The organism is Cohnella terricola, assembly GCF_007786475.1.
Taxonomy (GTDB): domain Bacteria; phylum Bacillota; class Bacilli; order Paenibacillales; family Paenibacillaceae; genus Cohnella; species Cohnella terricola.
In genome coordinates, this window is record NZ_VNJJ01000007.1 from 40,254 (window position 1) to 63,942 (window position 23,689).

A 23,689-nucleotide genomic window follows, 5' to 3' on the forward strand; every position below is an offset into this window, starting at 1 on the left:
CGCACCGCCTATATATTGCCCTTATTTGCTCGTTTCTTGCGTGGTTACACCAATAATCGAATTCGATTTCCCGACGGATCGGCAACTAGGAATTCTTCGCCATCTTCCGTTACGAAAGCACCGATCCGATTTAAATTCGCAACGGCTTTCGCTCTGGCCTCGTCGTCCGGATAAACGATAGTATACGATTTAAGGCCAACGCTGTTTTCAGGTGGTTGGGGCGCGCCAACCCCGTTCCATGTATTAAAACCGATATGATGATGATACTTACCGTCGGCGAAGAACAGCGCTTGCCCACCGAAGCGTAAAACAAGCTCAAATCCAAGTCCCTCAAGATAGAATTGTTTGGCTTGGTTCAGATCGGAAACGTGCAAATGGATATGCCCCATCACGGTATCGGAAGGCAAACCGTTCCAAGTCCGTTCTTTAACGCCTGCAAGAAGGTCTCTAAAGTCCAATGGATCCGTAGCCATCGCGATTTCGTTATTGTCCCATGACCACTCCGAAGGATCGCGATCCCGATATACTTCAATCCCGTTTCCATCCGGGTCCGACAAGTACAGCGCCTCGCTTACCAAATGGTTGGCCGAACCGATCGGGATGTTCCGTTCGGAAAGATGCACGACAAACTGCGCAAGATCGGAGCGCGAAGGGAGAAGCAACGCAAAATGATACAATCCGGTCGTTCTTCCTTGCTTGGCTACAACGTCGTCCGGCTGTTCAATCGTTAACAGGACGGTCTTTCCATCGGCCGTTAACTCAGCAAATTTCTCAGTTTGGCTTAATACCCGAAAACCGATAATCTTTTGGTAATATTCCAAAGAACGGTTCAAGTCCGTTACCTTGAGATTTACTTGACCAACGTATGTGATTGGCTTGCGATGAAAATTCATTTTCTACCTCCTTAACAGGACTGCACCGATATCGCTCGCTTTTACGATTTCCATATCACGACCTTGCTATCATGATTATTCACTAACCACCAGCCAGTCTCTGTATGTTATACAGTTAGTTACTTTATGTAAGTAATTTTATTACACATAACCACCGTTAGTCAATATAGTTACGAATAAAAAGTAATTAGATATTTTATATGAAGTATTGTAAGATAATAGAACGAGGCTAAGGAGGGATTCGATTGCATACATGGATTTGTCCCAGTTTTGAAAAAGCCATGCGTTTATTAGCCCAACGATGGACAGGGATGATCATTTATCAGTTGTTGTCCGGTCCGCAGCGTTTTTGCCATATGGAATCGGCCCTCGGCATAAGCGGCAAAGTCCTTTCGGATAGGTTAAAGGATTTAGAAAACGAGGGGATCGTCAAGCGGACGATCTACCCGGAAACGCCCGTTCGAATCGAATATTCATTGACGGATAAGGGTTTAGCTTTCGAACCTATCATGAGGGAAGTCGAACGATGGTCGCAAACCTGGCTGCCCAGCGCCTCCCCGTAAATTCTCCTCCAACGCAAAAAAGCCGACCTCGGGTCGGCTTTTCTGTGTTGCTGATGGGAGCCACCGGGAAGCTAGCGGAAATGACAGCTCTTATTTGTCCGATCAGCCATCAATGTGAATTCTAGCGGAAATGATAGCCGTTAATCGCTCGATAACGGATGGTTTCATGCTATGCGAGGCACAATAAGGTCTCTGACTTCCGCTAGATTCTGTAATACGTTGATTTCGATGAAATAACGTCGCTGATTTCCGTTACGATGAACGACAGAAAATGTATTTGCTTATGCCTCAATCACGGAAATGCCAGCAGACTGGCAAGCCTCCTTTAGCTCGTTTTCGGGCAACCGGTCGGTGATCAGCCTGTGAACTTGGCCCAAACGCGCGAAGGAAAATAATTCTTTAGCCCCGAATTTCGTATGGTCGATCACGATATTCACTTCGGCCGCCTTTGAAATCGCCAGTTTCTTGATTTCCGTCTCATGGGCGTTGGAGTTGCTAAAACCGTGCGAAGCGGTAAGCCCCGTTGCGCCAAGAAACACGCGGTCGAACGCCAGCGAAGCGATCGTCGAAGCCGCGATCGGACCGATGAGCGTTGCCGTCGCCTCCATCGCCATCCCCCCGGCGACGATCGTCGGTATTTTTTTGTCCAGCAGCTCGTGGGCGACGTTTAAGGCGTTCGTAACGACCGTGATATCCATTCTAGGCTTAATCGATCTGGCAATTTCAAATGTCGTTGTGCCGCCGTCGATGAAGATGGAGTCGCCAGGCTGGATCAACGATGCCGCCTTGCGCCCGATCTTGATTTTCTCCTCCACCTGAATGCCGGTACGCACCTTCAATGCCACGTCTTTCCCGATAAAGATCGCTCCGCCGAACGTCCGACGGGCGAAGCCCGCTTGCTCGAGCTTCTCGAGATCCCGGCGAATGGTCATTTCCGTGACGTCGAACAGCAGCTTCAACTCGTTGATTTTGATTTCGCCTTCCGATTCCAGCCGTTCGACGATCTTCTGCTGGCGTTCGTTAAGTTCGTGCAAAGTAAATCCAACTCCTTACTTCATGGGCTACTCTTCTTCGATAACCGGCATCCGTTCGATGCGCGGATCGGTGAAAATATCGTATTCGTCCCGGCTTGTGCTCGAGAACTCCGACACGATCGCCCCTTCATCGCCCGCTTGGAACCAGTGGAGCGTTCCCGGCTCGATCGTATATTGCTGTCCCGGCTCCAATACGATTTCATGATTTACGGTATAGTAAGCTTCGCTTCCCGCCGGAACGACGGCTTGAATGCCGTCCGTCGATCTCCCGTTCACGTAGAGGAACACTTTACCCGCGCGGCAACGGAACGTCTCCGTCTTGCCGGGATCGTCTCCGACCGGAGGATGAAGGTGCTCCGGGCAAGATTGCCTCGGGAACAGGACAAGTTCCTTCGCGCAATAGCGCGAGCTGTTCACGTACGTGATCAGCTCTAGACCTTGCCGTTCAAGATCGTTCAAGCCGAAGCCGGCGACTTCGATCTTGTCTGCCTCTTCGGCGGTCAGGACGATCCCCGCCTTCGCGAACATCTCTTCCGTACGCTGCTTTGCACTCTCGTATTCGCTTCGTTTCATGTCCTGTTCTCCCCCTTCGCATCGTTCGGTCCGCTCCAGACGACTGCACCTTCCCGCGGATTCTCTTCGAACCCGCTTAACAAGTCGCCGGTGCCGTGCTGTCGCCATCCCGCAGCGACCCGTTCGCGCAGCGCTTCCCATGGCACGATGCCGCTGACCGAATCCGGCCTTTCTACGTTGCAAGCGCCCGTTCCTACCGCGCCGATCATCGTTTCCTCCGGCGACAGCCCCTGGGCGAAGCCCGCGAGAAATCCCGCGATCGTGCAATCTCCCGCGCCGGTCGTCCCCGCGACAGACACTTTAAAGCACGGAGCATACAGTTCCCTACCTGCCCATTCATTCTGAAGTCCGGGCGCGTATCGACCGGCCTCGGCCAATCGGACTTCGTCGCTTGTCGTGCGCAAGTATAACCCGTACTCTCCAAGCTTGAGCGCGACAACGGCCGCGCCCATGCCAATCAGTTCATCGGTAAGCTCGCTTAACAATTCAGCATTCATATAAGCGCTTAGCTCGTTACTCGAAAGTGTATCATATTGCTCCCTGCGAAGCATAAACATGATTTCCTCGATGCTCGGCAGGAACAAGTCCACGGATGGCAATACGCGCTTCAAAATATTCCGCCAATCCGCCCGGCCCGCGTCCGAGGCGGGGTCCGGCCTTGCCAGATCGAGCGAAGTCGTCGCGCCCGCCCTTTTCGCCCGTTGCATCAGCAAGGCCAACTCCGTCCCGTCGTCTTCGTACATACGGCGCATGAGCGGCGGATAACCAAAATGAAATAGACCGACTTGCCGCAGCGCCTCGTCGGAGACGTCGTCCGATGCGAACGTATCGTTCGCGCCCGTGCAGTGCAGGAACATCCGATCGATCCCCGGCGGATTGATCACGACGGAGTATGAGCTCGCTTCTCCCGGGGAGACGATCATCCCTTCCGCCAAGGAAGGATCGTGCTGCCGCAAAATGCCGAGAATCGTCTGACCGAACCAGTCGTCCCCGATTTTGCCCATCAACCGGGCCGGTATGCCGAGGCGGAACAGCGCGAGCCCGGTATTAGCGACTGCACCGCCGGTCGCGAGCACGGCCGGGCCGATATCGATCAACTTGCCCGGGACAAATACGTCTTGCAGCGATTCGTGCGTACCGCGCATGGCGGGGATAACGTCCAAGCATATGTGTCCGGCTACCGCTACCGGATAGGGCAGGTTCCAGGTGGTCACGGCCTTAACCTCCGATCACGTTAACGGTTTGCCCCGTGGCGTGGGATTCGAGCGCCGCCGTGAACAAAGCGTGGCTTCCGGCCGCTTCTTCCGGCGTCGCGCAATGGAAAGGCTGCAGCATGCCGTCTTTTCCGTTCGCAACCTCGTCACAGAAAGCCGCCCACATCTGCAGGATGGAATCCGAAAACCCGAATTCGAAAATCCCCCCCGTGATCGTCCCGTATGCCGACTGGTAAGGCACGTCCGCGACATGCCACGCTTGCGAGCCGCCGGGTTCGTAAGGCAAGGACGCGACTTGCTTCGGATTTTTGGTCGAAAATTCCGCGGACAGCTTCGTTCCCTGAATTCGGATAAACCACGTATTGGCGTGACCGGGAGCGATACGTTTCGTGGAAAGTACCATCGGGAAGCTTTGGTCTGCCGTCCGAACGTCACAGGCGAGGATCGCGTTATCCCACGTTTCGCAAGGTGCCATGCCGCCATTGCCGTCGGGACGTTCCTCGACGACTTTGCTCAGCAGCGCCCTGACGTTGCGAGGGTGCCAGCCGTAACGCATCGGCAAATGTAGCACATGAAGTCCAAGATCGCCCATGCAGCCGTATTCGCCATTCGTCGCGATTCTGCGTTTCCAATTGATCGGCTTGCGCGGGTCGAGATCGCTGGAGTGCCAGAAGCCCGCTTCCACCTCGATGATTCGCCCGAACCGCCCTTCGTTAACCCACTTCGTAATCTGCATGGCGCCCGGGAAGAACGGGAATTCCGAGGAAGAACGTACGATAACGTCCGGGCGTGCCTTCATTTCGCTCAAGATTTGACGGTTCGCTTCTTGATCGATACCGAACGGCTTCTCCCCGAGCAGATGCTTGCCTGCCCGAATGATATCGATGTAAATGCGCTCGTGAAGATGATGAGGTACGGCGCAATAGACCGCGTCCACTTCCGGATTTTCGAGCAAGTCTTTGTAGTCAGTATAAACATACTTGACGCTCGGCACCGCCTGCTCGAACCAAGATGTCGCCGAAGCATTCGCGTCGCACGCAGCGATGATGCGAGGTTCGAAGTTCACATCCGACAGATGGCACCAACGTGCCGCCGCGCTCGCGAACTCTTTGCCCATCAGGCCGCATCCGATGACGCCGAATCGGATTATTTTTCTAGCCGCTTCCGTCCCCGCCATATCAGTCGCGCTCCCCTCTCACAATGGCCAACGCCGTCTCGGCGTCTGCGCCTTTATGCACGATTTGCATGAGCGCTTTGGTCATCCGGGCCGGGTTCGGGTGCTGGATCACGTTCCTTCCGTAAACAATACCCGCGGCTCCTTGATTCATAAGCCGGACCGTGCGGTCCATGATTTCTTCGTCGGCAGCGCGGCCGCCTCCCCGAACGAGCACCGGAACGCCGGATGCGACTTCGATGACGCGATGGTACTCGTCCACGTTATCGCAAGGGTCCGCTTTAATGACGTCCGCGCCGAGTTCGGCGGCTTGCCGAACGAGCGGCATGATTTTCTCGATATCTCCGTCGACCATATAGCCGCCGTTCTTATCGTTCGGAAGCATGACAAGCGGCTCAACCATGAGCACCATGCCATACCGTTCGGCTTCGGATTTCAGTTTCATCACGTTCTTCACGCATTGGTAATGAAGATCAGGTTGATCCGGCAAAAGCAGGAGATTCACGCATACGGCAACTGCGTCGAGACGGACCGCGTGTTCGATCGCGTTATCGGCGACTTCGCTGAACAAATATTTCGGAAGCTTAGTACCGTAGATGTTGGCGGCGTCCGTACGCAGCACGAGACCCGGTTTGTGCTTGCCGGGAAGCTCCTGCAAATGCTTGGCCTGGCCAATGCTAAGCTGGATGCAATCCGGATTCGCGTCGACAACCGTCTCGACCGCTTGTTTCATATTTTCGATGGATGCCAGAAAAGAGAACTCGTTAAAAAAACCGTGATCGATCGCAACATCGAAACATTTACCCTCTTCGCTGAACATTCGTTTCATTCGAGCTTTTGCGCTCATCCTCGTCACCTCGGAAATTGTTTTGTTTACAACATTAATGTTCGTTTCAAACATTAGCATAAACGATTAACCGATGGATGTCGAGAAAAAAAGGCAAACCCAACCAAGTAACGCATGTCAGGTTTGCCCAAATTTATATGGCTCGGTTTGTATTCAACCGCGCTGTTCCATGAAATGCAGAATCTCTTCGCGTCTAGGCACGGATATTTGCGCTCCTTCGCGGGTTACGGCGATGGCGGCCGCAGCCGAGGCGAAGCGGAGTGCCTGCTGAACGGGAGCGCCAGATGCGTACTCCGCAGCGAAAGCACCGATGAATGTATCGCCGGCGGCAGTCGTGTCGACCGGCTCAACCCGGAACGCAGGCGTCCAGAACTCTTCTTCTCCGTGCGCGACCCACAAAGAGCCTTGGCTGCCCAAAGTAACGAGCACGTTGTTAACGCCACGAACGATTAACATTCCCGCGGCAGCCCGAGCATCGGCTAAGTCCCTTACGCGCTGCCCGCTAATCGCTTCCAACTCCGTTTCATTCACGACCAGAATCGGGATTAACGGGAACGCCTCTTCCTCTATATGCATGGCAGGCGCGGCATTCATGATGACGGGAATGCCCCGTTTCCGGGCAGATTCCAGCACATGCCAATTCACCGGCCATGGAATTTCGTTCTGGAGCATGATCATCGCCGCTTCTCCCCATATCCATTCCGGAATATCGGAAGGCGACAGGCGGCCATTTGCCCCGGCTGCTAAGACGATATGATTTTCGGCATGCGCATCCACGGTAATAAATGCCGTACCCGTATCCCCTTCCGTCGGATGAACGGTCTCGGTCCGGATACCGTCAGCCTGAAGCGCGCTTAGCAACGCTTCTCCGTACGAATCGTCGCCTACCGCTCCGATCATCCAGACGGAACCGCCGCTTCGCGCGGCGGCCACGGCTTGATTCGCTCCTTTCCCCCCGGGAAAGAGCTTCCGAGATAAACTTTGGATCGTCTCTCCCGGCTTAGGAAGAGCGGAAACCTGATAGACGACATCCATATTCAAGCTTCCAATAGAGAAAACATTGGTCATTATCGTCACCTGATCCTTAAAAGTGTACGCCCCTGCGCAGAGGCATCTTACGGTAAAGCGAACTCTTTTGAATATCGTACACTATTAGGATAGACGATTCGTTTGACTAAGGAAAGCAAGCAGCCCACCCCTGCACCACCGAGCTTAGCGGACCTGACAGCACTTAATTGTCCGATTATCCGCTGATTGAAATTCTTACGGACGTGACAGCCGCTAATCGTGCAAAAATGGCCAAATCTATGCTTTTTCAGACAAATAAGCGCTCTGGTGTCCGCAAGATCCCGGAAAACGCTGATTTCATAGAAATAACGGCGCGGACGTCCGTTAGCCATGCGAGCATGGACATACTAGCATCGGCGGACACGGGAAGAACGTACCCGAGCCAGTCGTCGGGCGGCTTTCCCTCGCCGACGATCTTCTAAGAAATGCAGATGTGAACGCAAATAATCCAAGAAGAAGGGGACAGAGACATCCTCGACATCGCCGGTATATTTCCCATTCGTTCGCCCCAGTGGGTCCCCCAAATTAAGCATTTATTAAGATTTTTCAAGCCTTCTTGTTAAGAAGATTAGCCTATACTCAACATGGACAGTCTTCTATTGATCGCTGTATGAACAACCCTCGTATAAAGAGGCGTATGAAGGAGGAACCATGAACAAAAGCTCGATTCTGATGGTCGACGACGAAGCGGAGATCATCAAGCTAATGAGTCTTTATCTAAAGAACGAAGGTTATCGGCTCCTGCAAGCCTCCAACGGCTTGGAGGCGCTCGACATCCTGCAGGCCCAGCAGGTCGATTTGATCGTTCTCGACCTTATGATGCCGAAGATGGACGGACTTGAGGCGTGCATGAAAATACGGGAGACGAACCACATTCCCATTATCATGCTGTCGGCCAAAAGCCAGGATATCGATAAAATATCCGGATTGAGTGTCGGAGCCGACGATTACGTCACCAAGCCGTTCAACCCGCTGGAACTGGTCGCTCGCATCAAGTCGCAGTTGCGGCGGGTGAACCGTTTCGGAGCCGCGCCGGCTAACGCGAACGAGATCCAGATCGATAACGTAGTCGTTAACATCGCCTCCCATACGGTCACGGTGGATCAGCGGGAGGTCAAGCTTACGCCTCGGGAATTTGCGCTTCTCCGCCTTCTGGCGGTCAACCGCGGCGTGGTGCCCAGCATGGATCGAATCTACGAGGAAGTCTGGAACGAGCCGTTCATGGAATCAAAGAACAGCGTGATGGTGCATATCCGCAAGCTCCGCGAGAAGATCGAAACGAACCCCCGGGAACCCCGAATTATTAAAACGGTATGGGGAATCGGCTACAAAATCGAAACATTCTGAGATAAGAGGTGAGAAAAATCCGATATTCTTGGCGGTATACGATTCGTTGGCGCCTGCTGCTGATTATTCTTTCCAGTCTAGGCCTGACGGCGGTTACGATCCTGGTCGGCTACTTCCTGACGGAGATGCTCGTCCAAATTCCAGTCGCGAACATCCCGTTTGTATGGATCATCGAAAACTACGGTTCGAATCGCGCCATGATCGTCGCGGGTACCGTCATCTTTCCGTTCGCCTTCTTCCCGGCCAGCGCCTTTCTGGTGCAGGATCTGCAGAAGCTCGACGCAGGATTGCAGGAAATCGCGAACGGACGATTCGAACATCAAGCGGCGGTAAAGGGCAAGAATGAGCTAAGCGCGATCGCGGATAGTATGAACAAGCTGAGCGTCGAGTGGGACCATGAGCTCCGGGAGATTACGCGCGGCCTGGAGGAAATCGCCAAAGGGAATTTCAATTATCAGATTCCGAAAGTCTCCGGCAGTAGGCTGGGGGAAGTGGCCTTCAGCATCAACCGGATGAGCGGGCAGTTAAAGTCTTCGATCGACGAGGAGCGCAGAGCGGAGAAAACGAAGAACGATCTAATCACGGGCGTATCGCACGATCTGCGGACGCCGCTTACATCCATTCTGGGCTTTCTCGAAGTGATCGAGGAGGATCGTTATCAAGATGAGACCGAATTGCGCTACTACGTCAATATCGCCTATGAGAAATCGCTGGCTTTGCGGAAATTGATCGACCAATTGTTCGAATATACCCGCATCAACAACGGCATCCCCCTCGATCTGAGCGAGCTCGATCTCGTCGGGCTCATTCGGCAGTTAGTCGAAGAGTTCGTGCCGGTGTTGGAACAGGCGGGCATGGAATGCCGGCTAAACGTGCACGAGGGCGACTTCACCATGCTCGCGGACGGCGGGCTGTTAGTACGGGGGTATGAAAATCTGCTCTCCAACGCCATCCGTTACGGTCATACCGGCAAATATATCGACATCGACTTCTTCATTGACGGCAAGGAGATGGTGGTCCGGCTGCAAAACTACGGAGAGCCGATCCCTGAACTTGAACTGCCGTTTATCTTCGACCGGTTCTATCGGGTCGAACGTTCCAGATCCAAGGAGACCGGCGGAACCGGACTCGGTTTGGCCATCACGAAAAGCATCCTCGAAATACAAGGTGGAAGCATTAACGCACAGAGCAGCAAGAAAGCCACGTCCTTCGAAACCCGTTTTCCGATTCGCGAGAAAGCCGAGACGGCGGCCGAATAAGCGGAAGGCCGCCGTCTCGGGCTGTCTCCCATACTAATCGGCATGCCAAGCTCCGCCTTTCCCGGTCTCCCCCGGGTCCGATACACGCCGCGCTTTTCCCACCTCGCGTAACGAAGAATTTCCGAAGAAGATCCAGGAGAAGGGGAAATATCTCGCAGCCAACCCTACCGTCAGCCAGGAGCAGCCCAACACAATTAGAAATTTTCCCGCATACCACGCATGAATAAGCATGGAGTTGCCGGTTGACGGCGGATGGCTCTCATAGACAACAAGGAAGAACGGATGGATCAAATAGATTCCGAAGGAAAGCGAGCCGAGAAGACTCAACATCCTTAACGCTCTCTTGGAGAGACGGCGGTGGATGAAAAAAGCGATTTGAATCAGAACGACGACGCCGAGATACGTGTGGGCATTCCATAAAAAGTCGTACAAAAGCGTATTGTAACGCGTCCCGTACATGCGCTGCTGATAATAAACGAACACGTGACTCAACGCCGCGGCCAGCCACCCTCCCCATATCAGCACCCAGAACGCAACCCTCGCCTTCGTCGCATTGTCGCGACTGGCGACGATCCAACCCTTGATTCTCGGAAAACAGCTTCCCAGGTACGCCCCTAGCAAGTAATAAGCGACGTACGAGAGCATCCAACTGCCCGGATGGGTCACATGCCAGTCGTATTTATTGAGCAGAACAAAGCCGTATTCAAGAGCCAGTCCGAGCGGAATACACCATTTCAGCAACCCTGGAACCTTCTTCAGAGTCCAGAGGGCCAGCGGGAAGAACAAATAAAACTGAACGTTGACGAAAACGAAATAAAGATGGAAAAACGCCTTGCCGACAAGCGCCTTCCTGCCGAACTGGCCAATCGCCTCCGCCAACGAAAGATCGTAATGGTTCAATTCGTAAGCCACGAGATAATAAAAAACCGAGAAGAGGAAGTACGGAAGCAAGATGAACTTCAACCTTCTGCCGTAGAAGCGGCCGATTCGGCCGCCGGTCAACGGCGCCTCGTAGTAATTATAAAACAAAACAAAGCTACTCAAAAAAATAAACGTAGGGGTGCCGTACCTCATGAATGTATTCAGAAAATTGTATACCAGGTAATAGTTCGACTCTTTCATCTCTGCGATAGCATTGGAAGTCGAATGAACGCAGAGGACTGCAATGATGCAAAGCGCCCTGACGATCTGCAACGGGGCGAGATTCTCTCTGCGCAAGGGCGCGGCGGTGTCGTTCAATCCAATAGGCCTCCCTTTATCTTAGGCCGGATCGCTATCGAAACGATATCCCAGCCCGTTCACCATTATATCGCGGAGCAGCATATACTGGTCCCCGTTTGTCAGACGGCTGCGGTTGGAGATCGTATCCAACGTCTCGTTCGTGATCCAGCCGTGCGAGATCAGTTCATCCAGAGCGTTCTCGGACGTGAGCTCGTCGTCTTCCTGCGCGGCCTTGGCAAATATGAAGGCAGCATCGTCCAGGGACAACGACATTTTGGCGGCAGCGTCATAATCGGTCAATACGCCGGACAGATCGCCGTGGAACAAATCCGAGTGCAGGTTCCTGACAGTGCTGACAGAATTGTAAAACCGTTGCAAGTTCGTGGGGCTGTCCAGCTTCCAATCGTTCTTGAGGCCCCCCGAGACGAACAGGGTGCTGGCGGCGAACAACAGTCCTTTGTACTGCTCATGCTTCATATAGCTCGGAGTCGGCAGCTTTTGGGCCGTCAGTTCTACGCCTTGCTCGACCAGCGTGCCTTGTAGTTCGACAATTGCCTCCTTCGAACGCGATAAATCGGCGAAGCTGATCTTGCGGTCTAGCGCGATTTTGACCGCTGCTCCGGCCGCCTGCCCCGTCGCAATGCCGAGCGGGACGACTCTGGCACTTCCGTGCGGGATCGAGTCGTAGCTCGCCGAACGCCCGACGACCAGCAGACCGTCCGTTCCGGCAGGAACGAGACAGCGGAAAGGAATCCCGTACTGCTTGGGGTTCATAAGAACCGTGCCGACAACTCCGTCGTTCGTGCTTTGAATATCGACGGGATAGGAGCCGTAAGCGATGTCGTCCCAGTGCGTGCGGTCCTCCATGACATCGGCCGTCGTGAGCCGATACTCTCCGATCAGATGCCGGGATTCCCGGGTGTACAGTTCCTCGGCCGTTCCGGCATATTGCAAATCCTTCATCTCCGGAAACTTCTTTCGAAGGAAATCCGCAATCAACGGAGCCTCCTTCTTGGCGTCCTTCAGCCCCCGTTCGACCGACTCGGGATCGCGGGGATCGACTCCGAACAACTGCATGGCGTTGATGAGGACGGTTCCGTCGTTTTGCCTGCCGATATTCAATCCGCGAAGCTTGATTCGCTTGGGATCGCTCGATTGATACTCCCTCGCTTCGTTGTATCCCCAGATGCTCCTCTCGTCCGACCCCGATCCGGCGTGTTTCCTCATCTTTTTCCATATCGAGTCGGTCACGCCGCTCATCCGAATGACCAACGTGGACACCATCAGGCTTGTCTTATCGCCAACGTCTTCCCTGCCGACAGTGTAGTCCGAGCCTGCCATCGCATAGATGTCCCCATCTTGCGTGGCGTCGATGACGGCGCCGGAACGGACGGCGAGGACAGCGCCGTCCGACTTGGTCAGTTCCATTCCCGTTACTTGAATTCTACCGTTGCGGTTCTCCGCGAACGGCTTCCAGTCCTGAAGACCCATCATCAGATCGATGTTTGGCTCGACCTTCACCATATCGTAAAATGCGTTAGCGCCGGTGATCGTGTCGAACGAGCTTCCCTCTATCTTGTCGTACCACTCCTGGAACAATCCTTTATTCAGAAAAGAGCTTTGGCTCCCGGGAATTCTATTCAAATCCAGTGAATTCAGTCCGCCTTCCGTCAGCAGACCGCCAAGCATGCCGCGGCCTCTGCCGTCGACAAGAAGCACGTGCAGGCCGTTGCGCGCGGCGGAAATTGCAGCGGCAATCCCTTCGGGATCGGTACCCGCGACAATCAAGTCGTAATCGGGGTCGATCCGATACGCCGATTCGACGGCTTTCTGAGTCTTGACTACAGAAGGATCATCCTTACGCTTGTCGGATAAAGAGGGACTGCAACCCGCGGCAAGCAGTCCAAAAAGAAGAAGAATGGCTATTCCGGTCGTCGTAATGCGTCTTGCAAACAAGTTTTTCATCGATGGTATCCGTCCTTAGAAGTAGAGTTATGCTTGCATCGTTGAAGGAAATCCGTAGTTGCCGTCAACGAGGTCAAGTATAGCCAACAGTTCTTATGAACCGGTGCACCGACTTCTTCCCGATTTCTTAACTTTTGCTGAAAAAATAATAACGATTCCAGCTTCGAGAAATGCTTTATCCTTTTATATCCTCCATAATGTTGGTGACATAGTGTCTGTTGTCGGCAATGTGGGCAAATTTGTGCAATATTTGAAGACAATAATTTTCCTACACAAAAGTGAAAAAGCCTGACGAATCAGGCTTCCCTTGTCGACGATATATGGGCACAAATACGATGTGATATTTGCAGTTCCATTTTGTATGCGCTAAACCGCTCTTATCCCAGACGAACTAGAAAGGCATAGAAAAAGCCGACCGTCTGGTCGGCTTTCACAATTATGGAGGTGAGAATCGAGCTTCTGCCCGAAGACAACACCCGAGAATTTTACCGTAGATATGGTGAATCATTCGTATTCCTTTAGGCAACTTGTTGACATCATTGAAACACAATGCAACGTGATTCAATCCCAATAACGTCACTTAGCTTTTTCAGCCAATATACGCTTGGCCTCTCTAAGATCGATTTTGGCATGATGCCCGTGTTTCTCCAGAAGATGCAATAGATTCGATCCGTTTAACAGCGTCAACGGTTTATCTTTTACAAACTCGTAAGCATCAGGTCCGTAGTCGGCGGTGGAAACGAGAATTCCTTTGGTGGCTCCTTCATTGACGACTGTCCCGTATAAATCCCGAACGGCTGAAAGGCCCACAGTATTGGTATATCTTTTCGCTTGTATGACAATCTTGCCCCCTCTAATGGGGTCGGGATCAAATGCTACAGCGTCAACGCCGCCGTCTCTGCTGGCTTGCGTTACCTTGACTTCGCCGCCGTGAGTCTGAAATTCTTTCTCGAAAACCTCTCGAATCAAATGTTCGAAATCCTCCCAGTCCAGCGCTGCCAAGTTCGTCGTATCGTCCAGTTGATTGGCTACATCATAACTTTCAACGAATCTCTTATCCGTTTTGTTGATCTGCAGGATCGGCTTCACCGGAGTTAGCGCGCTAAGCTTGCTTCCTGCCACTCCCTTTAAGCTTTTAAAGCAGATTTTGGGATCAACATTTGCCAGATCGATTTCTAAAAATTCGTTTTTCTTAACTTGAATTGATAGGATACAGTTATTTTCTTCCTTGCCCGTTGCCCGATTCATTGCGCTAACCCAACCATTAATCGAGATAGCATCAATTGCGTTAGCTGCATCCGCCTCAATCAGTTCATGTATCGTTCGCAAGGTGATTTTGTACATAGATTCATCAAACATTTTCAAAATCTGATTTTCCGAGAGAGGAGTTTCCTTTAATTCCTTTCTCGTAGCAACGTATTTGACATCCTTCAAAGTCGGGAAACACTCAAGCGACGGCAACTGGTATTCAACGATTAGTATTCTAGTTTCCGGATTATATTCTATTTCAAAGCTCTTGGGAAAGGCTTCCGGGTACGCCGAGTTCTCCAAGACCATCTCGCAATACTGAACGACGTAATCCTCATTAAGATTGAAGTACGCTTCCTTCATTTCGTCGATCTTTTTATTGTATTGATCCTGTTCTTTCACGAATCTGTCTTTGTTATTATCCCATTCACTCAGAAGAAGCTGCCACTCTTGAACACTTTTTTCATTTTCTTGGTCGATCATAAGATTGTAACGATCAATTTCCGACTTTTCATTCTCCCAATTTCCTACCGACTCCAGGTATTTTAATTCTGAAAACCTGATTTTTTGTTCCTTTCTTGATTTGAAGATTTTATCCAGGATAGAGAAGGACGGCTCCATTCTGATTGGCTGTTGCGGATACTCCTTCTTGGCTTGCGGAGTCGGTTTCGATGGAGATTTTTCCGCATATTTCTCGTTTTTCTTTAAAATATCCCAATTGGCTGTATCGTCAATGGACAAAGTCTGGATCAATATATTCTCAATAACATGGATCGCTTCCTGCGCATCTTCTGTTAATCGATTTGCTTCTTCTATGCTTGCTTCCTTTTCTTCAGCTATTCTCTGCTTGGACTGAACCGCATACCACTTCTCAGACCATTTCTGTATTTGCAATTGTACTTTATTATTGAGAATGTCCATCTCTGGCGCAGAAATGACCTTATGCTCTTTCAAACCATTGTGATAAAGTTCTAAAGAATATTTCAATATTCGGGTACCTTGTACATTCCAATGCGCTTGGGTGTTGCCTGCTCTAACAAGATCGCCTTTCATATATGCCCCTCCAATCCTTTGTTGAAATACCAATATTACAATTTTCTACATGAATCATACTTTTCCTCTTAAAATCCCCAATTTTGAGTCGGTCGACTGAACGGTGTTCGGACAGATTAGTTTTGGGCATATAAACGTGCAAAATCCACAACCGAAGGTTGTGGATTTGCTTGAGGAGGCGAGGGAAGCGAGCCCTTAGCGCAGATTTTTTACTCATTGAGCAGTCTCAATCGATCAAGTGTTATGATCCTTTCGAAAGCATCTAATTGCTCTTGCTCTGTAAACCCAGGTATGTTAATTAAAACATCGCTATTAGGGTAACAATACTTCGAATTATTCGGGTTATACATTTTTTGAGATTTCCATAGCAAGAGCTAAAAATTCTTTATTTTTCATCTTCCCATTAGCTCTTTTTAGTATTAATTGTTCTTCAAGAGCAGTGAGATGCATTCCTTCAATCGAAAGAGAAGCTTTAGCATTTAACAATGCATGGAGTCTCTTTTCATGAGTATATTTTTTCACAAGCGGCACCTTTTTCTTGTTTCGGCTTGCAATATTTATATTCATTAAGCTTGTCCACCTTTCTTGTGATGGATACTCTCATATATCAAATTATAACAAAAAAACATTGAGAGGGAACGATTATGAAGTCCTGCTAGAAAAAGTACGCCTCCAACCGACAGGCACTCTTATTTATTTGTAGATAATCTCGCCCACCTCGTTCTGCAGTGCCGTATACCTGGCCGGTGAGTGCCCCATGAATCGTTTGAATTCCTTGATGAAATGCGCCTGATCATAGTACCGATCGTTAAAATGCCCTTCTTGCAGGTAGCCGCGCTTGTCTCGGAGCATCGCCTGATAACACGATTGAAACCGAACGATCGAGGCGAACGTCTTGGGGCTGATACCCAGCCGCTCCGCAAACTTGGCGCGAAGCCATCGCTCGCTTAGGCCCGTCTCGCGCGACAGCGCCGCCATCGAGACCAGGCCGCGCGAGTTCATGATCGTGGTCGCGCCATGTTCGAACGTCGCGTCCCTCTCCGTCCGGGCAAGCAGCCCGGTCAGGTACTCTTGAATCAAAGCTGCCTTTTGCGCCGGATTCGATGCCAAATAAATCCGCTCTTCTAGGATACGGGCGGCCGGTGCGCCGATAAGCTCGCCAATCGGCACAATCGCATTGCGCAATTCGTGTTGCGGAACGGAGAGCAGCCGATAGGCGGCGGCGGGATGGAGTTCGATACTGATGCAGCCGAACGGCTTGTCCCGATCGAAACCGGCGATCATCGGGCAGTCGGATACCCCTTCGACGAACAGCCGGTGTTTCGGCATCCAAAATGCATGCTCGCCGATCCGGGCTGTAGCAAGCTGCCCCTTATAGTACAAGAGCAACTTTACGGAGCCGTTGGGCGCGACGATCTGCATCTCGTCTTCGGTAAGCCCGCCTTCGCTCTCAAACACCCAGATGTCTCTAATGTATTCTTTCAGAATAAGGCGCGGCAAGATGCGCCCGATAGCAAGGTTGCCCAGGAGTCCCACCTCCGAGAATACTTTGCGAATATCTCATTTCGAGTTCGGACAGCTTTTCGACGCTAATGTATCACATCATCCATTGTTTGAACAAGTGCGCATGGACACAGAACTTCCGATTCGTACAATACAGATTGTCCCTATTGATATACGATGCACATACTGTGATAAGCTAAACAAAAATACTATTGAGGTGATCGAAGTGGCATTAACATCAACCCACATTTTTGTGAACTTGCATGTGAAGGACGTGAAAAAAACGATGGCGTTCTTCACGGAGCTCGGCTTCGAGTTCAACATGCAATTTACGGACGAAGAAAAAGCGGCTTGTCTCGTGATCGGCGACAACATGTTTGCCATGTTGCTGACGGAAGATTACTTCAAGTCGTTTACGAAAAAGGAAATCGTCGACACCGGCAAATATTCCGAGTTGACCATCGCGTTGTCCGCCGAAAGCCGGGAGAAGGTCGATGAAATCGTCAACAATGCGGTATCCGCCGGAGGAAAATTATACTGCGAACCGGTAGATCACGGATTCATGTATCAGTGGGGCTTCCAAGACCTGGACGGCCACATTTGGGAAATCGCGTTCATGGACATGAATGCGTTCGAAGGTCAGAGCCAAGCGTAATCCTCCCTCCCTAAGCGGGCAAAGTTACAGCAAAGAGGCACTTAGCGATCTGCTAAGTGCCTCTTGTCTTTTACATCAGATCGGACTTCTTCAACAATTGCTGCAGCATGACAGCAACTTCCGCTCTGGTGACGCTCGCCTTCACCGCAAATTCCCTAAAGAATGGAACCGAGCAAGCTGGTTAAGCTAACAGATACAAATCGGAAAACATGAGCAGGGCATTGCAGTTCCTGTGACGTTGAGGGGGCAGGCTGATGTCCAACAGGTTCAAGCGGATGTTATCCAAAGACCGTGCGCCAAGGGCAGATCACCTGCGTTTGGATGACGAATTGTCGGGGCAGAAAGTGAGTGCCTCCCTTAACCATAACGAGGAACGACTAAGGGACATTTTTCGCAACTGTTCGGATGTTCGTTTGCGTCCTCTCCATCTCGGAGAGGGAACGAGAGCGCTAGTGATCTTTGTCGATGGATTGGTGGACGCGAAGGGGCTGGAAGAAGTTCTGCTGCTGCCTCTCATGGCCAGGGGACAACATTATGGGGAGCACCCGCAATCATCCATCAAAGAGTTGTTCGATCTGCAGGCCGTCGCCGCTCGGCAAACCGAGCTGACCGGGGATCTATCCGAGCTCGTAAGGGGAATTCTGGGCGGGCAAGTCGCCTTACTCGCCGAAGGAGAGGAACAAGCTCTGCTCGGCAATATGAGCGATCCGGAGAAGCGGCCCATCGGGGAGCCTGGGACGGAATCCGTCGTGCGCGGGCCTAGAGAAGGCCTTACGGAATCGCTCATGACCAATATCAGCTTAATACGCCGTAGAATACGCAGCCCGAAGTTGAAATTCGAGCGGACCACAATTGGCGAGCTGTCTCAAACTCGGACTTCCATTGCCTACATAGAAGGAATCGTGAAGCCTGAGATAGTGGATGAGGTGCGCAGGAGGCTGGACCGTATACGAACCGATGCCATTCTGGACTCGGGATATATTGAGGAATTTATCGAGGATACTCCGCACTCTCCGTTCCCTTCGGTGCAGAACACAGAGCGTCCGGATGTCGTAATTGCCGGGTTGCTGGAAGGCAGAGTCGCGATTATTGTAGACGGCACGCCCTTCGTCCTGATCGTTCCCCTGACTATCTGGTCTGCGCTTCATGCGGCGGAAGATTACTATGAACATTTTATCTATACCAGCGCGATCCGCATGTTGCGCTTTTTTCTGCTCAGCGTTTCCTTCCTGCTTCCGTCTTTTTATGTCGCGATTACGACTTTCCATCCCCAGCTCATCCCGGAAGCCCTGCTGCTGACGATCGCTGCCGCCCGTGAGAACGTTCCGTTCCCTGCCGTCGTCGAAGCGTTCTTAATGGAGGTTGTTTTTGAGGCACTGCGAGAAGCGGGGATTCGTCTGCCCAAGCCGGTCGGCTCGGCGGTAAGTATGGTGGGAGGATTGGTCATTGGAGAATCCGCGGTACATGCCGGGGTGGTATCAGCGCCGACAGTCATTGTCGTGGCATTTACCGGCATCGCCTCCTTCTCCCTGCCGCGATACAATTTGGGACTCGCTTTCCGACTGCTGCGCTTTCCGCTATTGCTACTGGCAGGCAGCTTGGGCATTTACGGAATGGGCTTCGGTGTGATCGCGCTTATCGTCCACTTGGTCAATCTTCAATCGTTCGGAGTACCTTACTTAGCGCCCGTCACACCAAGGCTCTCCGGCAACCTGAAGGATATCTTCATTCGCATGCCCCGTTGGGCGATGAATGAACGACCGGCTTTCTTGGTTGGCGAGAATGACACGCGTACCCCGAAAGGGCAAAATCCTGCCAATAACAAAGGGGCCGACAATGAATAGGGAATGAAAATTTGCTATGAGGGAGAGCCATCGATGCGTATATCCGGCAGACAGTTATTCTGGCTCGTATTCAGTATCGAGATTATGCTGGCGATGCTTTATTCCGTATCGGCTACAGTAACCGCTGCCGGGCAAGATACCTGGATATCGATGCTGCTTGCCGGGCTGATCGGCCTTGGCATCGTACTCCTCATCGTAAAGCTGAGCATGCGGTATCCCCAGCAAACGTTCGTACAGTACAGCCAAACCATAATGGGAAAATGGGCGGGCAGGCTGCTCATCGTCCCTTATTTTATCATGTGGATTTTCTTGAACAGCATGGTTTTGCGCAATTCCGCCGATTTCGTCTATTTGGCCTTGTTCACGAAGACCCCGTTGTACGTCATTATGGTCACCCTGATGATTCTGGTCGTCTATGTCGTCTTCACGGGAGGGCTGACGGGCATTGCGCGCTGCGGGGAACTGATGGGTCCGATCATTCTGGTGGTGATCTTGGGCACTTGCTTGCTGAGCATCAATCATCTGAATTGGCATCTACTGACTCCCGTGTTCTGGGACAGCGGAGGGACGGGCATCCTCAAGGGTACTCTTCCGGCTGCGGCCTTCTATGGCGACGTGATTATGTTTTCGATGGTTTTCGCGTTTATGTCCAATCCGAAGCAGGCGCTCTCCAGGACGATGTGGGGGATAGCGCTGTCTTCCGTGCTGGTCTTGTTCGGCGCGGCGTTAGTGATTATGACCTTCGGTCCGGAGCTGCCTGCTCGGATGTGGGCGCCCTTCTTCGGGATGACCCGCTTTATTTCGGTGCTTGGCTTCATCCAGAATGTCGATATTTTTGTCGTCGTCATCTGGTTGTTCTCGGCTTTCATCAAGCTGTCACTCTTCCTTTTCGTCACCGTGTACGGTACCGCCCAATGGCTCAACCTCAAAAATTGGCGAAGCTTGATTTGGGTGCTTGCGCCTCTTATTTTGATATTCGCGCTGCTGCCGCAAAACGCGACGGCGCCGATTAAAGATTATGTCCAGCAATTTTGGCTTCCGTATGTCATCCCGATTAACGTGATCGGCATCCCGCTGTTATTGTGGGGGGTATCGATGATGCGCGGCAAAAGCTCGCAGAGGAAGGAGAGGCCGGAATGAGCGTAAGATGGCGACGAACGAGCCTTATTGTTCTTCTTCTGCTGCTAATGACTGGCTGCTGGGATCGTAGGGAGCTGAACGAGCAGGCGCTTATTTTTGCCTGGGGGATGGATTTGAATGACGACGGCAGCTACCAGGCCACAGCCCAATTCGCCATTCCGCACAAGATGGGGTCCAATAGCGGAGGAGCGGGGAGAGCTTTCTTCACGATTTCCGGGAATGGAGGCAGCATTTACGAGGCGGCCAAGGATATTCAGTTGAAAGTTTCCCGGGCATGGTTTGCCGGACATCGCCGCGCAATCCTAATCGGTGAACGGCTCGCCAAGAGCGGGCTGGCTCCAATACTCGATGAATACAGCCGCAACCCGATCGTTCGCCTTCGTACCGACATACTTGTGGTCAAGGGAATCTCCGTCGCGGATTTTCTTGCCCTGTCCTATCCGTTGGAGCAGCTTTCGGCGAGCGCTTTCTTTCGAATTCATCAAGCATCGGATTTGAATCCCGATCTGACCATGCGCGACTTCTTAATGGCCCATGCAAGCGAGGAGGACTGTCCGGTGCTGCCGGTCGTCACGGCTCAGGCTAAGCCTCTATCCGATGAGGATAAGCAGTCGGGGGCCGGGTTAAGGTTATGGGGCACCGCCATATTCGACAAGGACGCCCGGCTCGTGGGCAATTTACCGCAAAAGAAGGCGCATACTGTCTATTGGATTAAAGGGCAGCTTGGCTCTACGATCCGCCCCGTCAAAATTCCCGGAGAAGAGAACGAAATCATTACGGAGTTGAATCGTTTGTCCGCCAAGATTAAGACGACCGTGGAGAATGGCGATATCCTCATTGGGATTCAATTAGGCGGTTACGGTATTCTAAGAGAAAACAACACGCAGCTGGATCTCTCTCGATCGCAGAAAATTATAATGGTTCAGAACTATTTAAACGAACAGACTGCAGACGAAGTAAAGGGAGTCATTCAGGAAATTCAAGCGCTTGGTACGGACGTGCTCGGTTTCGGCTTAGCCGTACACCGCCAGCATCCGCAAGAATGGAGAACCTTGAAGAAGGATTGGCCCCGGCATTTTCGGAAAGCCCGGGTTGAAGTCGAGGTCAAAGCCAGATTAGAGGAAACCGGGATGACAGGGTCTTCGCTGGTGCTGAAAAAGAATGAGCTTCGACCATAGAAAAGAGGACGATTGCGCCATTCCTTAACGAGGGGTGGGCGGACCGTATCCGCTCGTGCCGAATAGTTTGCTGGAAACGGCCGATATGAGAAGCATCTGCTCCATAAATTGCTCCTGCGACGTGCTCATTTCACCGGCCAGCCATTTGCGAATAATATGAATCGAGCCGCCGATCGTCCACTCCACATAAAAATCGAAATCCACCGGAGACTTCACGCCCCCGTTGATTTCCGCTTTACGAAGGATTTGCTTCAGACGGACATGCAGTTGCCCCTCGAATCGATCTTTATATTCCGGCAAAGCCCCCGAAAGCAATAGGCGATAGAACTTCATGTTACGGCGAATATGGTAAAGGCTTTTGCGAAAATAGATTTCCAATGCAGCCATTAACCGTTCCATTTCCTTCAAGGGCTTGATATATTCGACGATAGCAAAATACTCATTGAACTTCTCTTCCACGATTTCTTCTATGAGCTCATCTTTCGAGGAATAGTGACTGTAAAAAGTAACCCGATTGATGCCCGCCTTCTTCGCAATATCCGTCACGCTGACCTCGACATAGGGCTTCTCGTTCACCAGATCCAAGAGCGCCGCGTGCAGCAACGTTCTCGTGCGCGCGGCCCGCGTATCCGGACTTTCTTGATGGCTCATCGATAGCGACTCCTTTACACCGTTCGAACCGGGCTTAAATTAGTTGTAGTATATCACTACACATCCGGAGAAACTGTCGTTTGAATCACATTTCATTTTTGATACGATGAGCAGGAGGTACGCTGTACAACCATCACGTATAAGAATGAGGTGCACAGACATGGCTGCGAACAAAACCTTTCTGATCACGGGAGCCGCTACCGGACTAGGACGAGCATTAGCCATTAAGCTTGCCGAGCAAGGCTACAAGCTCTCCCTTGTAGACTTCAACGAGGAAGCCGGCAAGGAAACGTTGGCACTTGTCCAGGAGAAAAATGCGGAGGCTATCTTCGTCAAAGCCGACGTATCGAACGAAGAAGAAGTTAAAAACTATGTCGAGGAAACGGTACGAGCATTCGGCACGATCGACTATTTTGCCAACAATGCGGGAATCATGGTTCCGTTGCGTCTGCTTCACGAATATGACAGCAGCGAATATGATCACGTCACGAACGTGAACCTGAAGGGTGCGTTCCTGGGTCTCAAATATGTCATTCCGGTCATGCTGCAGAACGGCGGAGGCAATATCGTCAACACCGTCTCTTCCAACAGCTTCAAGCCGACCGCCTACAACGGCCTCTATTCCGCGACCAAGCACGCCTTGGCCGCGCTCACGAAGTCGATCGGACAAGACTATCAGGATCTGAACATCCGTGCCGTAGGCGTCGCTCCGAATACGATGATCACGAACATCGCGGCCAATGCGGTGCACACGTTGACGGAAGAACGGATGGCGAAGCTCGGCGCTTCTACCGGGCCTAACATTCCGGCAACGCCGGAGGCGATCGCGGACGTTGTGATCTTCGCCGCGACTACGGGCGCCGATATGCTGAACGGCACGGTCGTGAATTGCGCAGGCGGCCAGATTTTCCAATAACCTTGTCAGCCCTTTTTGGGTAGAGAGCTTGCCACTGCTCACATGCGTCGGAATCAACTTACTAAAAACAAAAGACTAGCTCATTACCCATCATAAAAACTCTGACCTCGTGCGCGTGCGGTCAGAGTTTTATTGGTATCCGTTTATTTGTTGCTTTCAATCAGTAAATTAACGATAATATCCAACTGTTGTTCTACTGAAATCGGATCGCTAGGAAGGAATTGATTAAAATCGATATTGTAGATCCTTCCCGATTTCCATGCTGGCGAATTTCGAAGAAGCTTCTCCACTTCCTTCATTTTCTCCTCTGCTCCTTCATTCACAGCTAGAAATAACCGATCGC

At 51.7% G+C, this 23,689-nt stretch carries 21 protein-coding genes and 2 pseudogenes; 8 read left to right on the top strand and 15 right to left on the bottom strand.

Annotated features, from left to right (window positions below; all coding sequences use genetic code 11):
- Positions 1–44: 44 nt before the first annotated feature.
- On the bottom strand, positions 45–893 hold the full coding sequence (locus FPZ45_RS13890) for a VOC family protein (protein WP_144702770.1): 849 nt from the start codon (positions 891–893) through the stop codon (positions 45–47).
- Positions 894–1,174: 281 nt separating this feature from the next.
- Here FPZ45_RS13890 and FPZ45_RS13895 point away from each other — a divergent pair, with 281 nt between their 5' ends.
- A complete protein-coding gene (locus tag FPZ45_RS13895) occupies positions 1,175–1,456 on the top strand; it encodes a winged helix-turn-helix transcriptional regulator (RefSeq protein WP_144703195.1) in 282 nt (93 codons plus the stop codon).
- Positions 1,457–1,737: 281 nt separating this feature from the next.
- Here the strand turns inward: FPZ45_RS13895 and FPZ45_RS13900 are convergent, their stop codons facing one another.
- The 6 genes from FPZ45_RS13900 to rbsK all read right to left on the bottom strand — a co-directional run bounded on the left by FPZ45_RS13900 (position 1,738) and on the right by rbsK (position 7,366).
- The gene (locus FPZ45_RS13900) at positions 1,738–2,490 is read right to left on the bottom strand and encodes a DeoR/GlpR family DNA-binding transcription regulator (RefSeq protein WP_144702773.1); all 753 of its coding nucleotides are present in this window, start codon (positions 2,488–2,490) and stop codon (positions 1,738–1,740) included.
- A gap of 27 nt (positions 2,491–2,517) precedes the next feature.
- On the bottom strand, positions 2,518–3,063 hold the full coding sequence (locus FPZ45_RS13905; protein ID WP_144702776.1) for a D-lyxose/D-mannose family sugar isomerase: 546 nt from the start codon (positions 3,061–3,063) through the stop codon (positions 2,518–2,520).
- Positions 3,060–4,277: a carbohydrate kinase family protein gene (locus tag FPZ45_RS13910; RefSeq protein WP_246120450.1), complete on the bottom strand. Its 1,218-nt coding sequence runs from the start codon at positions 4,275–4,277 to the stop codon at positions 3,060–3,062. The genes FPZ45_RS13905 and FPZ45_RS13910 overlap by 4 nt, the downstream gene beginning before the upstream one ends.
- Positions 4,278–4,281: 4 nt before the next feature.
- Positions 4,282–5,454, bottom strand: coding sequence for a Gfo/Idh/MocA family protein (locus tag FPZ45_RS13915; RefSeq protein ID WP_144702779.1), 1,173 nt, complete (start codon positions 5,452–5,454; stop codon positions 4,282–4,284).
- Position 5,455: 1 nt separating this feature from the next.
- On the bottom strand, positions 5,456–6,298 hold the full coding sequence (locus FPZ45_RS13920) for a class I fructose-bisphosphate aldolase (RefSeq protein WP_144702782.1): 843 nt from the start codon (positions 6,296–6,298) through the stop codon (positions 5,456–5,458).
- A 153-nt stretch (positions 6,299–6,451) separates the two neighbouring features.
- On the bottom strand, positions 6,452–7,366 hold the full coding sequence (rbsK, locus tag FPZ45_RS13925; RefSeq protein ID WP_144702785.1) for a ribokinase: 915 nt from the start codon (positions 7,364–7,366) through the stop codon (positions 6,452–6,454).
- A 651-nt stretch (positions 7,367–8,017) separates the two neighbouring features.
- On the opposite strand from rbsK, the gene FPZ45_RS13930 reads away from it, so the two are divergent.
- Entirely contained in the window at positions 8,018–8,713 is a 696-nt protein-coding gene (locus FPZ45_RS13930) for a response regulator transcription factor (RefSeq protein WP_144702788.1), read from the top strand.
- Positions 8,714–8,721: 8 nt separating this feature from the next.
- Positions 8,722–9,972, top strand: a complete 1,251-nt coding sequence (locus FPZ45_RS13935) for a sensor histidine kinase (RefSeq protein WP_246120451.1) — start codon at positions 8,722–8,724, stop codon at positions 9,970–9,972.
- 33 nt (positions 9,973–10,005) lie between these two features.
- On the opposite strand, the gene FPZ45_RS13940 is transcribed toward FPZ45_RS13935, so the two are convergent.
- From FPZ45_RS13940 to FPZ45_RS13965, 6 genes and pseudogenes are all read right to left on the bottom strand, one after another.
- Entirely contained in the window at positions 10,006–11,211 is a 1,206-nt protein-coding gene (locus FPZ45_RS13940; RefSeq protein ID WP_246120452.1) for an acyltransferase, read from the bottom strand.
- 21 nt (positions 11,212–11,232) lie between these two features.
- Positions 11,233–13,158, bottom strand: coding sequence for an FAD-dependent oxidoreductase (locus FPZ45_RS13945; RefSeq protein ID WP_144702790.1), 1,926 nt, complete (start codon positions 13,156–13,158; stop codon positions 11,233–11,235).
- A gap of 307 nt (positions 13,159–13,465) precedes the next feature.
- Positions 13,466–13,540, bottom strand: a pseudogene (locus FPZ45_RS13950) (IS200/IS605 family transposase); the annotation flags it as partial.
- A 194-nt stretch (positions 13,541–13,734) separates the two neighbouring features.
- A complete protein-coding gene (locus FPZ45_RS13955; RefSeq protein WP_144702793.1) occupies positions 13,735–15,459 on the bottom strand; it encodes a restriction endonuclease in 1,725 nt (574 codons plus the stop codon).
- Between the two features lie 342 nt (positions 15,460–15,801).
- Positions 15,802–16,026: a hypothetical protein gene (locus FPZ45_RS13960; protein WP_144702796.1), complete on the bottom strand. Its 225-nt coding sequence runs from the start codon at positions 16,024–16,026 to the stop codon at positions 15,802–15,804.
- A gap of 126 nt (positions 16,027–16,152) precedes the next feature.
- The gene (locus FPZ45_RS13965; RefSeq protein ID WP_342780056.1) at positions 16,153–16,995 is read right to left on the bottom strand and encodes a helix-turn-helix domain-containing protein; all 843 of its coding nucleotides are present in this window, start codon (positions 16,993–16,995) and stop codon (positions 16,153–16,155) included.
- Between the two features lie 193 nt (positions 16,996–17,188).
- On the opposite strand from FPZ45_RS13965, the gene FPZ45_RS13970 reads away from it, so the two are divergent.
- From FPZ45_RS13970 to FPZ45_RS13985, 4 genes are all read left to right on the top strand, one after another.
- Positions 17,189–17,617: a VOC family protein gene (locus FPZ45_RS13970; protein ID WP_144702800.1), complete on the top strand. Its 429-nt coding sequence runs from the start codon at positions 17,189–17,191 to the stop codon at positions 17,615–17,617.
- 254 nt (positions 17,618–17,871) lie between these two features.
- Complete coding sequence (locus FPZ45_RS13975) at positions 17,872–19,461, top strand: spore germination protein (protein ID WP_144702802.1); 1,590 nt, start codon at positions 17,872–17,874, stop codon at positions 19,459–19,461.
- A 33-nt stretch (positions 19,462–19,494) separates the two neighbouring features.
- Entirely contained in the window at positions 19,495–20,601 is a 1,107-nt protein-coding gene (locus FPZ45_RS13980; RefSeq protein WP_144702804.1) for a GerAB/ArcD/ProY family transporter, read from the top strand.
- Positions 20,598–21,779, top strand: coding sequence for a Ger(x)C family spore germination protein (locus FPZ45_RS13985; RefSeq protein ID WP_144702806.1), 1,182 nt, complete (start codon positions 20,598–20,600; stop codon positions 21,777–21,779). Before FPZ45_RS13980 ends, FPZ45_RS13985 begins: the two co-directional genes overlap by 4 nt.
- 24 nt (positions 21,780–21,803) lie before the next feature.
- On the opposite strand, the gene FPZ45_RS13990 is transcribed toward FPZ45_RS13985, so the two are convergent.
- Positions 21,804–22,430 carry a TetR/AcrR family transcriptional regulator gene (locus FPZ45_RS13990; RefSeq protein WP_144702809.1) on the bottom strand — a complete coding sequence of 209 codons (627 nt, stop codon included), beginning with the start codon at positions 22,428–22,430 and terminating at the stop codon, positions 21,804–21,806.
- 160 nt (positions 22,431–22,590) lie between these two features.
- Here FPZ45_RS13990 and FPZ45_RS13995 point away from each other — a divergent pair, with 160 nt between their 5' ends.
- Positions 22,591–23,346 (top strand): SDR family NAD(P)-dependent oxidoreductase, encoded by a 756-nt coding sequence (locus tag FPZ45_RS13995; protein WP_144702812.1) that lies wholly within the window; start codon positions 22,591–22,593, stop codon positions 23,344–23,346.
- A gap of 143 nt (positions 23,347–23,489) precedes the next feature.
- On the opposite strand, the pseudogene FPZ45_RS25350 reads toward FPZ45_RS13995, so the two are convergent.
- A pseudogene (locus FPZ45_RS25350) lies at positions 23,490–23,689 on the bottom strand (iron ABC transporter substrate-binding protein); the annotation flags it as partial.